Origin of the sequence: Streptomyces gardneri, from assembly GCF_006539185.1 — a bacterium.
GTDB lineage: Bacteria > Actinomycetota > Actinomycetes > Streptomycetales > Streptomycetaceae > Streptomyces > Streptomyces gardneri.
This window is the reverse complement of record NZ_BJMN01000071.1, coordinates 21,552-33,787: the sequence shown is the minus strand read 5'-3', so window position 1 is coordinate 33,787 and position 12,236 is coordinate 21,552. Positions and strand designations below refer to the sequence as shown.

Here is a 12,236-nt window from a genome sequence, read left to right as displayed (position 1 = left end):
CGGGGCCCACTGCAAGGTGGGCCCCGCCTGCCGTGAGCGTCAGTGGGCCGCCGAGTCCCAGTTCGGGCCCACGCCTACCGAGACGTCGAGCGGGGCTCGGAGGTCCGCTGCGGCGGACATCTGGTCGCGGACGAGGGTCTCGACCCGGTCCCGCTCGCCGGGGGCCAGTTCGAGGACGATTTCGTCGTGGACCTGGAGGAGCATCCGGGAGGCGAGGCCGGCCTCGGTGAGCGCGCGGTCGACGTTCAGCATGGCGACCTTGACGATGTCGGCGGCGGTGCCCTGGATGGGGGCGTTGAGCGCCATCCGCTCGGCGGACTCGCGGCGCTGCCGGTTGTCGCTGTTGAGGTCGGGCAGGTAGCGGCGGCGGCCGAGCATCGTCTCCGTGTACCCGGTGGCGCGGGCCTCGTCGACGACCCGGCGCAGATAGTCCCGGACCCCGCCGAAGCGCTCGAAGTAGGTGTCCATCAGGCCGCGGGCCTCGCCCGGGTCGATGTTCAGCTGCTGCGAGAGGCCGAAGGCGGAGAGGCCGTAGGCCAGGCCGTACGACATGGCCTTGATCTTGCGGCGCATCTCGGCGTCGACGGCGGACCGCTCGACTCCGAAGACCTGGGAGGCGACGGTGGTGTGCAGGTCCTCGCCGGAGGCGAAGGCCTCGATGAGGCCCTCGTCCTCGGAGAGGTGGGCCATGACCCGCAGCTCGATCTGGCTGTAGTCCGCGGTCATGAGGGCCTCGAAGCCCTCGCCGACGACGAAGCCGTGCCGGATGGCCCGGCCCTCGTCCGTCCGCACCGGCACGTTCTGCAGGTTCGGGTCGGTGGAGGAGAGGCGGCCGGTCGCGGCCACCGTCTGGCTGAAGGTGGTGTGGATCCGGCCGTCGGCGGCGACCGTCTTGATCAGGCCCTCGACGGTGGAGCGCAGGCGGGCCTGCTCGCGGTGGCGGAGCATGATCACGGGCAGGTCGTGCTCGGTCTGGCCGGCCAGCCAGGCGAGGGCGTCGGCGTCCGTCGTGTACCCGGTCTTGGTCTTCTTGGTCTTCGGCAGGTTGAGCTCGCCGAAGAAGACCTCCTGGAGCTGCTTGGGCGAGCCGAGATTGAACTCGTGGCCGACGGAGGCGTGCGCCTCCTTCACGGCCTGCTGCACGGCCCCGGCGAACTGCTGCTCCATGGCCTCCAGGTGGTCGCGGTCGGCGGCGATGCCGTGCCGCTCCAGGCGGGCGAGGAGGGCGGAGGTGGGCAGCTCGACGTCGTGGAGGAGCTCGCGGGCCCCGACCTCGCCGAGCCGCTCGTCGAAGGCCTCGGCGAGGTCGAGGACCGCCCGTGCCTGGGTCATGAGGGCCTCGGCCTCGGCGGTGTCGTCGGCGCCGAAGGCGAGCTGGCCGTCGGCGGCGGCCGCCGGGGCGAGCTCGCGGTGGAGGTACTCGACGGAGAGCGCGTCGAGCGCGAAGGAGCGCCGGCCGGGCTTGACGAGGTAGGCGGCGAGGGCGGTGTCCATGGTGACGCCCGCGATGCTCCAGCCGTGCTCGGGGAAGACCCGCATGGCGCCCTTGGCGTTGTGCATGACCTTGGGGCGGGCCGGGTCGGAGATCCACGCGGCCCAGGCCCGCTCGTCGGTCTCGTCGAGCGAGCTGGGCTCGAACCAGGCGGCGGCTCCGCCGGCGGCGGCGAGGGCGATCTCGCTGACGTTCCCCGTGCCGAGGGCCCAGCTGTCGACGGTGGCGATGCCGAGGGGCTCGGTGCCGTGCTCGGCGAGCCAGGGGGCGAGCTCGCCGGCGCCGAGGACGGTGCCGTCGATCTCGACGCCCGCCTCAGGGGCCGGGGCGGTGTCCTCGGCGGCACCCGGGTCGACGGCGAGGAGCCGCTCGCGCAGCGAGGGGTTGCGGATCTCCAGGGTGTCGAGGACGAGCGCGACGGCCCCGCGGTCGTACGGCTCGCGGGCGAGGTCCGTGACGCCCTTCGGCAGCTCGACGTCCGTGACCATCGCGGTCAGGCGGCGATTGAGCTTGACCGACTCCAGGTGGTCACGGAAGTTCTGGCCGGCCTTGCCCTTGACCTCCTCGGCGCGCGCGACGAGCTCGTCGAAGGAGCCGAACTGGTTGATCCACTTCGCGGCGGTCTTCTCGCCGACGCCGGGGATGCCCGGGAGGTTGTCGGACGGGTCGCCGCGCAGGGCGGCGAAGTCGGGGTACTGCGAGGGGGTCAGGCCGTACTTCTCCTGGACCTTCTCCGGGGTGAAGTGGGTGACCTCGGAGACGCCCTTGGTGGGGTAGATCACGGTGGTGTGCTCGGAGACCAGCTGGAAGGAGTCCCGGTCGCCGGTGAAGATCCGGACGTCGAAGCCCTCGGCCTCGGCCTGGGTGGTGAGGGTCGCGATGACGTCGTCGGCCTCGAAGCCGTCGACCGCGAAGCGCGGCACGTTCATCGCGTCGAGGAGCTCGCCGATCAGCTCGACCTGCCCCTTGAACTCGTCGGGGGTCTTCGAGCGGTTCGCCTTGTACTCGGGGAACTCGTCGGACCGCCAGGTCTTGCGGGACACGTCGAACGCGACCGCGAAGTGCGTGGGCGCCTCGTCGCGCAGGGTGTTCGCCAGCATCGAGGCGAACCCGTAGATCGCGTTCGTCGGCTGTCCCGTCGCGGTGGTGAAGTTCTCCGCGGGCAGCGCGAAGAACGCGCGGTACGCCAGGGAGTGCCCGTCCATGAGGAGGAGTCGCGGGCGGTCCGCTTCGGTCTTCTCGGTCTTCTTCGATGCTGTCTCGGCCACGGAACGATCCTCCCACGGCCCACTGACATTCCCGGTCGCACATGCCCCGTCGCGCTCCCCGGCCCGCCGCGCCGTCGGTGGCGCGTGACAGGATCGGAGACGTACGCCGCAGGATTACCGCTCAAGGGAGAGCGCGATGGTCAGCAAGCCCCCGGCCGGTGACCCGGTACAGGACGCACCGCAGGTCACGCCGCCGCAGCACGCCGCCGCAGGCCTGCCCGCCATCGGGCACACCCTGCGCATCGCGCGGGATCAGATGGGTCTGGGCCGCACCGCGCGGACCCTGCTCAAGGTCAACCAGAAGGACGGCTTCGACTGTCCGGGCTGCGCGTGGCCGGAGGAGGACAAGCGGCACGTCGCGGAGTTCTGCGAGAACGGCGCGAAGGCGGTCGCGGAGGAGGCGACGCTGCGCCGGGTGACCCCGGAGTTCTTCGCCGCGCACCCGGTGGCGGACCTGGCGACCCGCAGCGGGTACTGGCTGGGCCAGCAGGGCCGTATCACCGAGCCCATGCTGCTGGCGGAGGGCGGCGAGCGGTACGAGCCGGTGACCTGGGAGCGGGCCTTCGCGATCATCGCCGAGGAGCTCCGGGCCCTGGGCTCCCCCGACGAGGCGCTGTTCTACACCTCGGGCCGGACCAGCAACGAGGCCGCGTTCCTGCTCCAGCTCTTCGCCCGCGAGTTCGGCACGAACAACCTCCCGGACTGCTCCAACATGTGCCACGAGTCCTCGGGTTCGGCGCTGACGGAGACCATCGGCATCGGCAAGGGCAGCGTCTCCCTGGAGGACCTGCACCGGGCGGACCTGATCATCGTGGCCGGGCAGAACCCGGGCACGAACCACCCCCGGATGCTCTCGGCCCTGGAGAAGGCGAAGGCCGCGGGCGCCCGGATCATCTCGGTGAACCCGCTGCCGGAGGCGGGTCTGGAGAAGTTCAAGAACCCGCAGACCCCGCACGGCATGCTCAAGGGCGCGGCGCTCACCGACCTCTTCCTCCAGATCCGGATCGGCGGCGACCAGGCCCTCTTCCGGCTGCTCAACAAACTGGTCCTCGAGACGCCCGGGGCGGTCGACGAGGAGTTCGTACGGGAACACACCCACGGGTACGAGGAGTTCACCGCGGCGGCGCGGGCGGCCGACTGGGACGAGACGCTCGCCGCGACCGGTCTGACGCGCGCCGAGATCGAGCGGGCGCTGGAGATGGTGCTCGCCTCGGAGCGGACGATCGTCTGCTGGGCGATGGGGCTCACTCAGCACAAGCACTCGGTGCCGACCATCCGCGAGGTGGTCAACTTCCTTCTGCTGCGCGGGAACATCGGGCGGCCGGGCGCGGGCGTGTGCCCGGTGCGCGGCCATTCGAACGTGCAGGGCGACCGGACGATGGGGATCTTCGAGCGCCCCGCGCCGGCCTTCCTGGACGCCCTGGACAAGGAGTTCGGGATCGTCTCGCCGCGTCACCACGGCTTCGACGTGGTCCGCTCGATCCAGGCGCTGCGCGACGGCGAGGCGAAGGTGTTCTTCGCGATGGGCGGCAACTTCGTGGGGGCGACGCCCGACACGGAGGTGACGGAGGCGGCGATGCGCAACGCCCGTCTGACCGTCCACGTGTCGACGAAGCTGAACCGCTCGCACGCGGTCACGGGCACGCGCGCGCTGATCCTGCCCACGCTCGGGCGCACCGACAAGGACGTACAGAAGAGCGGCCGCCAGATCGTGACGGTCGAGGACTCGATGAGCCTGGTGCACGCCTCGCGCGGCAATCTGCCGCCGGCGAGCCCGCACCTGCTGTCCGAGCCGGCGATCGTGGCGCGCATGGCCCGGGCCGCCCTCGGGGCCGGATCGGCCACGCCCTGGGAGGAGTTCGCGGCGGACTACGCCACGATCCGGGACCGCATCGCGCGCGTGGTGCCCGGTTTCGAGGACTTCAACGCCCGCCTCGCGGCGAACGCGGGCGGCTTCGCGCTGCCGCACGGCCCGCGCGACGAGCGCCGCTTCCCCACGAAGACCGGCAAGGCCAACTTCACGGCCGCGCCCGTCGAGTACCCGAAGGTGCCGGAGGGCAGGCTGCTGCTCCAGACGCTCCGCTCGCACGACCAGTACAACACCACGATCTACGGTCTCGACGACCGCTACCGGGGCATCAAGGGCGGCCGCAGGGTCGTCCTCGTCCACCCCGAGGACGCGGCGGCGTTCGGGCTCGCCGACGGGGCGTACACGGATCTGGTGAGCGAGTGGACGGACGGGACCGAGCGGCGGGCGCCCGGCTTCCGGGTGGTGCACTACCCGACGTCCCGGGGCTGCGCGGCGGCCTACTACCCGGAGACGAACGTCCTCGTACCGCTGGAGTCCACGGCGGACGTCAGCAACACACCCGCCAGCAAGTCCGTGATCGTCCGTCTGGAACAATCACAGTCCGCCTAAGCGTTTGCTCAGGCGCTCAAGCGATGCCGTACGAAGACGAACGGAGCCGGGCCATGGGTGAACAGCAGCACGTGAAGTTCCCGCAGGAGGTCATCGACGAGTACGCGGCACTCGGCGTCGACCTGCCCGCGCTCTTCTCCGCCGGGCACCTCGGCAACAGGATGGGCGTACAGATCCTGGAGGCCTCGGCCGAGCGGGTCGTCGGCACCATGCCCGTGGAGGGCAACACGCAGCCGTACGGGCTCCTCCACGGCGGCGCCTCGGCGGTGCTCGCCGAGACCCTGGGCTCGATCGGTTCGATGCTGCACGGCGGGGTGTCGAAGATCGCGGTCGGCGTCGACCTCAACTGCACCCATCACCGCGGGGTGCGCAGCGGCGTCGTGACCGGCGTGGCGACCCCCGTGCACCGCGGACGGTCCACCGCCACGTACGAGATCGTCATCAGCGACGAGCAGGGCAAGCGGGTCTGCTCGGCGCGGCTGACCTGCCTGCTGCGCGAGATCACCGCGAAGGACGCGGAGATCGTCACGGGCGGCTGACGGGCACGGACGGACGATCAAGGGGCGGCACCCATGGGGTGCCGCCCCTTCGTCGTCCCCTCTTCGATTCCGCCCATTGTCACTCTCCGTGATCTTCATTCGGGAGGTGAACGGGGGAAATCCGGGCGGAACGGAAGGGCCGATTCGTCCGCTGAGGTTTCTGCCACTGTCCGATATCCGGAGAGTCCGCTGAGCGGACCGTCAGTACCAAGAATCGCTCAAGCCCCTTAGCGGAACTGCATGTTCTCACTATGTGAACACTGCATTACCGACCGCTATGCCCCGATATTCCCTAGCGGCGCGCACACTCTTTCCCCCTCGGCATAACAAGACAGTCACATCCTGCCCTCGGCGCTCCCCGACCCTCCCCACCTGCGCTTAGAGTCACCGCCAGTCACCGCGCCGCCGGGCGCGTTCTACTGCACGGCCCTGTACCAACTCAGTACGGCCCGGCGTTCCAAAACGGCACCCCTCGCTCCGCAGCTTCACGGCACCGCCTCATCCGAGGGGGCCGCGCCAGGGAAAGGACCCTTCGTGCGAAACCGTTCGATGCTCATACTCACCACCGCTGTCACCGCGGGAGCACTCACCCTCACCGCCTGTGGTTCGCGCGACGACAAGGGCGGCGAGAAGGGCGCCGGCGACGGCGGCAACGTCACCGTGACCATCGGTCTCGACGCGCCCCTCACGGGTGAGCTGTCCGCCCTGGGCCTCGGTATCAAGAACTCGGCCGACCTCGCGGTCAAGACGGCCAACGAGAAGGCCTACGTCAAGGGCGTGACCTTCAAGCTGGAGTCCCTGGACGACCAGGCCCAGCCCTCCGCCGGCCAGCAGAACGCGACCAAGTTCGTCGCCGACAAGTCCGTCCTCGGCGTCGTCGGCCCGCTGAACTCCTCCGTCGCCGAGTCGATGCAGAAGGTCTTCGACGACGCCAAGCTGGTGCAGGTCTCCCCGGCCAACACCAACCCCGCGCTGAGCCAGGGCATCAACTGGAGCACCGGCGACAAGAAGCGCACCTACAAGTCGTACTTCCGCACCGCGACCACGGACGCCATCCAGGGCCCGTTCGCCGCGCAGTACGTCTTCAACGAGGCCAAGAAGACCAAGGCCTTCATCATCGACGACAAGAAGACCTACGGCGCCGGCCTCGCGGGCACCTTCAAGGGCGAGTTCGAGAAGCTCGGCGGCAAGGTCCTCGGCACCGAGCACATCAACCCCGACACCAAGGACTTCTCCGCGGTCGCGACCAAGGTGAAGAGCTCCGGCGCCGACGTCGTCTACTACGGTGGCGAGTACCCGGCCGCCGGCCCGCTGGCCAAGCAGATCAAGGAAGCCGGCGCGAAGGTCGTCGTCGTCGGTGGCGACGCGATCTACAGCCCCGAGTACGTGAAGCTCGGTGGCGCGGCCGCGACCAACGGCGACATCGCCACCTCGGTCGGCGCGCCGATCGAGTCCCTCGACTCCGCCAAGGAGTTCCTGGCCAACTACAAGGCCAAGGGCTACAAGGAGGCCTACGAGGCCTACGGCGGTTACGCCTACGACTCCACCTGGGCGATCATCGAGGCCGTCAAGAAGGCCGCCGAGGGCAACGGTGGCAAGGCCCCCGAGCGCGCCAAGGTCGTCGAGGCCATGCAGGGTGTCTCCTTCGAGGGCGTGACCGGCAAGGTCTCCTTCGACGAGTTCGGTGACACCACCAACAAGCAGCTGACGGTCTACAAGGTCGAGGGCGGCGCGTTCAAGCCGGTCAAGTCCGACACCTTCGGCGGCTGATCAACCTTCCCGCTCCGCATCACCAGCACTACTCAGCACCACTTTCACCGCGCGGGGGGCCGCACCAGGCTCCCCGCGCGGTGTCACATCCGTCGAAAGTCTCGGAGGACAATGCGGTGAACGAACTGCCGCAGCAGCTGGTCAACGGCCTGCTACTGGGATCCATGTACGGGCTCGTCGCCGTCGGCTACACGATGGTCTACGGCATCGTCCAGCTCATCAACTTCGCCCATGGCGAGATCTTCATGACCGGCGGCTTCGGGGCGCTCACGGTCTGGCTCATCCTGCCCGGCGGCACCAGCATGTGGGTCGCGCTGCCCGTCATGATCATCGGTGCCGTGATCGTCGCGACCACCATAGCCGTCGGAGCGGAACGGTTCGCCTACCGTCCGCTACGGGGCGGCCCCCGCCTCGCCCCGCTCATCACGGCCATCGGCCTCTCGCTCGCCCTGCAGTACGCGGTGTGGGTGTGGTACCCCGAGGCGAAGTCCGCCCGGACCTTCCCGCAGATCCCCGGCGGTCCGATCGAGCTCGGCCCCATCACCATCCAGACCGGTGACGTCTTCCTGCTGATCGCCGCTCCGATCTGCATGGCCGTCCTCGCCTTCTTCGTCATGCGGACCCGTGTCGGCCGCGGCATGCAGGCCACGGCGCAGGACCCGGACACCGCGAAGCTCATGGGCGTCAACACGGACCGGATCATCGTGATCGCGTTCGCCCTCGGCGCCGCGATGGCCGCCGTCGGCGCCGTCGCCTACGGCCTCAAGTACGGCGTCGTCGACTACAAGATGGGCTTCCTCCTCGGTCTGAAGGCCTTCACGGCCGCCGTCCTCGGCGGTATCGGCAACATCTACGGAGCCATGATCGGCGGAGTCGTCCTCGGTATCGCCGAGACCATGGCGACGGCGTACGTCAGCCACATCCCCGGTATGGAGCAGCTCGGCGGCCAGTCCTGGGCCGACGTCTGGGCCTTCGTACTCCTCATCGTCGTACTCCTCGCCCGGCCACAAGGCCTCCTGGGCGAGCGCGTCGCGGACAGGGCGTGAGCACCATGACCACCATCTCCGAGAACACCCAGGCGGCATCGGTCGCCAAGCGGGACGAGGCGACCGGTCTGATCGGCTTCCTGCCGGCCAAGGCCGCCCGCGCCCTCGTCCTGGGCGGCTCCGTCCTCACCGTCGCCAGCTGCTTCCTCGCCTGGACCTGGACGCCCACGTTCCCCGGCGACCTCACGTACTACGGCTCCCCGGCCGGCCTCCAGCTCCAGGTCCTGGTGCTGGGTCTGCTCACCGCCCTCTTCGCCCTCTCCTCGTACGGCGTCAAGGGCACCCGCTGGCTGACCCCGGCCGGCGCCGACGCGGCCGTCAAGGTCGCCGCGCTCGCCGCGTTCGGCACCACCTGGTACACCGTCGCCGCGATCAGCATCTCGCTCGGCGGACCGGTCAACCTGGAGCCGGGCGGCGCGATCGTCGCGTTCGCCACCCTGATCACCCTCCTCGGTGCCCTCGCTCTCCCCTTCGAGCGGCCCTCGGTTCACCCCGTGGACCCCGAGGACACCGGCTGGGACCAGTTCAAGCACCGTGCAGGAAACGGCTGGACGGCCTTCAAGGGCGCCTTCGCCGCCACCGGCACCGCCCGCAAGCTGCCCCCGATGCACTCCTCGGTCGAGATCCTGATCATCACGGGCATCCTCGCCGTGGCGCTCGGCGTCTTCACCTACGGCGTCGGCACCGAGTACGACGAGCTGTTCCTCGGCTTCCTGATCACGGCCGGCGTCGGCTTCGCCGCGATCAACAAGTCGGGCCTCATGCAGCAGGCCACGCAGCTCACCAAGAAGCACCAGAACCTCACCATCGCGGGCGCGTTCACCGCGGCGGCGCTCTTCCCCTTCACCCAGACCGACGACCAGTACGCGACGCTCGGCGTCTACATCCTGATCTTCGCCACGGTCGCCCTGGGCCTGAACATCGTCGTCGGCCTCGCCGGTCTCCTCGACCTCGGTTACGTCGCCTTCCTCGGCGTCGGCGCCTACGCGGCCGCCCTCGTCTCGGGAGCCCCGACCTCCCCGTTCGGCGTGCACTTCCCCTTCTGGGCCGCCGTGCTGGTCGGCGCCGGAGCCTCCCTGGTCTTCGGTGTCCTCATCGGCGCCCCGACCCTGCGGCTGCGCGGCGACTACCTCGCCATCGTGACGCTCGGTTTCGGTGAGATCTTCCGTATCGCCGTCATGAACACCGACGGCACCTCGGGTCCGGACATCACCAACGGCTCCAACGGCATCGCGTCCATCCCGAACCTGAACATCTTCGGGTTCGACTTCGGCGCCGAGCACGCGATCGCCGGATTCACCATCGGCCGCTTCGCGAACTACTTCTTCCTGATGCTGCTGATCATGGCGGTCGTCGTGCTGGTCTTCCGGCGCAGCGGCGACTCCCGTATCGGCCGCGCCTGGGTCGCCATCCGCGAGGACGAGACCGCCGCGCTCGCCATGGGCATCAACGGCTTCCGGGTCAAGCTCATCGCCTTCGCGCTCGGTGCCTCGCTCGCCGGTCTCGCCGGTACGGTGCAGGCCCACGTCACCTACACGGTGACGCCGGAGCAGTACCTCTTCGCCGGTCCCATCCCGCCCAACTCCGCCTTCCTGCTCGCGGCCGTCGTCCTCGGCGGCATGGGCACGATGAGCGGTCCGCTGGTCGGCGCCTCGCTGCTCTTCCTCATCCCGAACAAGCTCCAGTTCATGGGCGAGTACCAGCTCTTCGCCTTCGGCGTCGCGCTGATCCTGCTCATGCGCTTCCGCCCGGAGGGCATGATCGCCAACCGGCGCAACCAGCTGGAGTTCCACGAGAACGACGAGACGCCCGCCACGCCCGTCAAGGCAGGTGCCTGAACCATGACGACCACCACGAAGACCGCCGACGCCACCAAGGCGCCGGTCGCCGGCGAGACCGTTCTCGACGCGCGCGGGGTCACCATGCGCTTCGGCGGCCTCACCGCCGTGCGCGATGTGAACCTGACCGTCAACAGCGGCGAGATCGTCGGTCTCATCGGCCCCAACGGCGCCGGCAAGACCACCTTCTTCAACTGCCTCACCGGTCTCTACGTCCCCACCGAGGGTGAGGTCCGGTACAAGGGCCAGGTCCTGCCGCCCACGTCGTACAAGGTCACCGACGCCGGCATCGCCCGCACCTTCCAGAACATCCGTCTGTTCCACAACATGACGGTCCTGGAGAACGTCCTCGTCGGACGCCACACCCGGATGAAGCAGGGCCTCTGGTCGGCGCTGCTCCGTCTGCCCGGCTTCAAGAAGGCCGAGGCGGAGGCGACCGAGAAGGCCATGGAGCTCCTGGAGTTCATCGGCCTCCAGGACAAGGCGCAGCACCTCGCCAAGAACCTCCCGTACGGAGAGCAGCGCAAGCTGGAGATCGCCCGCGCCCTCGCGAGCGACCCCGGTCTGATCCTGCTCGACGAGCCCACCGCCGGCATGAACCCGCAGGAGACGCGGGCGGCGGAGGAACTCATCTTCGCCATCCGGGACATGGGCGTCGCCGTGCTCGTCATCGAGCACGACATGCGGTTCATCTTCAACCTCTGCGACCGGGTCGCCGTGCTCGTCCAGGGCCAGAAGCTGATCGAGGGCGACAGCCAGACCGTCCAGAGCGACGAGCGGGTCATCGCCGCGTACCTGGGCGAGCCCGTCGCGGAGAGCACGCCGGAGGTGGAGGCCCCAGCCGAGGACGCCCCCGCCAAGGACGCGCCCGCCAAGGACGCACCGGCCGAGGAAGCTTCGTCGGAGGACGAGGCGACCGAGGACGAGCCGTCGGAGGACGATTCCGCCGAGGACGAGCCCGCCGAGGACGCCCCTGAGGCCGCCGACGCCCCGGAGTCCTCGGAGGACACCCCGCACGACCCTGCTTCGGGCAAGGAGAACGACGCATGACCGCACTGCTCGAAGTCGAGGACCTGCGCGTCGCCTACGGGAAGATCGAGGCCGTCAAGGGCATCTCCTTCTCCGTCAACGCCGGTGAGGTCGTCACCCTCATCGGCACCAACGGCGCCGGGAAGACCACCACCCTGCGGACCCTCTCCGGGCTCCTCAAGCCGGTCGGCGGCCAGATCAAGTTCGAGGGCAAGTCCCTCCGCAAGATCCCCGCGCACAAGATCGTCTCGCTGGGTCTGGCCCACTCCCCCGAGGGCCGGCACATCTTCCCCCGCATGACGATCGAGGAGAACCTCCTCCTCGGCGCCTTCCTCCGGAAGGACACCGCGGGCATCGCCAAGGACGTCCAGCGCGCCTACGACCTCTTCCCGATCCTGGGCGAGCGTCGCAAGCAGGCCGCCGGCACGCTCTCCGGTGGTGAGCAGCAGATGCTCGCCATGGGCCGGGCGTTGATGTCCCAGCCGAAGCTGCTCATGCTCGACGAGCCCTCCATGGGCCTCTCGCCGATCATGATGCAGAAGATCATGGCGACGATCGCCGAGCTGAAGGCCCAGGGCACCACGATCCTGCTCGTCGAGCAGAACGCCCAGGCCGCGCTCGCCCTGGCGGACCAGGGTCACGTCATGGAGATCGGCAAGGTCGTGCTCTCGGGCACGGGACAGAACCTGCTCCACGACGAGTCCGTCCGCAAGGCGTACCTCGGCGAGGACTGACCGGTTCGGTCCGCACCACAGACGGAAGGCCCGCCCCACAGTGACGTGGGGCGGGCCTTCTTCATGTGGCGCGTACGGAGCGGGCTCCGGCCGCGCCGTAC

8 protein-coding genes are annotated in these 12,236 nt (G+C 69.5%); 7 read left to right on the top strand and 1 reads right to left on the bottom strand.

Annotated elements, in window-relative coordinates; genetic code table 11:
• Nucleotides 1-39 precede the first annotated feature (39 nt).
• Nucleotides 40-2,760, bottom strand: a complete 2,721-nt coding sequence (gene polA, locus SGA01_RS37410; protein ID WP_141302604.1) for a DNA polymerase I — start codon at nt 2,758-2,760, stop codon at nt 40-42.
• A gap of 136 nt (nt 2,761-2,896) precedes the next feature.
• Here polA and SGA01_RS37405 point away from each other — a divergent pair, with 136 nt between their 5' ends.
• The 7 genes from SGA01_RS37405 (at nt 2,897) to SGA01_RS37375 (ending at nt 12,135) form a co-directional block, all read left to right on the top strand.
• Entirely contained in the window at nt 2,897-5,179 is a 2,283-nt protein-coding gene (locus SGA01_RS37405; protein ID WP_141302602.1) for an FdhF/YdeP family oxidoreductase, read from the top strand.
• A gap of 53 nt (nt 5,180-5,232) precedes the next feature.
• The gene (locus SGA01_RS37400; protein ID WP_055644128.1) at nt 5,233-5,718 is read left to right on the top strand and encodes a hotdog fold thioesterase; all 486 of its coding nucleotides are present in this window, start codon (nt 5,233-5,235) and stop codon (nt 5,716-5,718) included.
• A 549-nt stretch (nt 5,719-6,267) separates the two neighbouring features.
• Nucleotides 6,268-7,488, top strand: a complete 1,221-nt coding sequence (locus SGA01_RS37395; RefSeq protein ID WP_141302606.1) for a branched-chain amino acid ABC transporter substrate-binding protein — start codon at nt 6,268-6,270, stop codon at nt 7,486-7,488.
• A 116-nt stretch (nt 7,489-7,604) separates the two neighbouring features.
• Nucleotides 7,605-8,534, top strand: a complete 930-nt coding sequence (locus SGA01_RS37390) for a branched-chain amino acid ABC transporter permease (RefSeq protein WP_055644126.1) — start codon at nt 7,605-7,607, stop codon at nt 8,532-8,534.
• 5 nt (nt 8,535-8,539) lie between these two features.
• Nucleotides 8,540-10,372, top strand: coding sequence for a branched-chain amino acid ABC transporter permease (locus SGA01_RS37385; protein WP_141302600.1), 1,833 nt, complete (start codon nt 8,540-8,542; stop codon nt 10,370-10,372).
• A 3-nt stretch (nt 10,373-10,375) separates the two neighbouring features.
• Nucleotides 10,376-11,422, top strand: coding sequence for an ABC transporter ATP-binding protein (locus SGA01_RS37380; protein ID WP_141302598.1), 1,047 nt, complete (start codon nt 10,376-10,378; stop codon nt 11,420-11,422).
• Entirely contained in the window at nt 11,419-12,135 is a 717-nt protein-coding gene (locus tag SGA01_RS37375) for an ABC transporter ATP-binding protein (RefSeq protein ID WP_030325214.1), read from the top strand. The genes SGA01_RS37380 and SGA01_RS37375 overlap by 4 nt, the downstream gene beginning before the upstream one ends.
• The last annotated feature ends 101 nt before the right edge of the window (nt 12,136-12,236 follow it).

Coding starts and splice junctions, on each gene's coding strand:
- SGA01_RS37405 (WP_141302602.1), top strand. CDS start 2,897: ATGGTCAGCAAGCCCCCGGCCGGTGACCCGGTACAGGACGCACCGCAG.
- SGA01_RS37400 (WP_055644128.1), top strand. CDS start 5,233: ATGGGTGAACAGCAGCACGTGAAGTTCCCGCAGGAGGTCATCGACGAG.
- SGA01_RS37395 (WP_141302606.1), top strand. CDS start 6,268: ATGCTCATACTCACCACCGCTGTCACCGCGGGAGCACTCACCCTCACC.
- SGA01_RS37385 (WP_141302600.1), top strand. CDS start 8,540: ATGACCACCATCTCCGAGAACACCCAGGCGGCATCGGTCGCCAAGCGG.
- SGA01_RS37380 (WP_141302598.1), top strand. CDS start 10,376: ATGACGACCACCACGAAGACCGCCGACGCCACCAAGGCGCCGGTCGCC.
- SGA01_RS37375 (WP_030325214.1), top strand. CDS start 11,419: ATGACCGCACTGCTCGAAGTCGAGGACCTGCGCGTCGCCTACGGGAAG.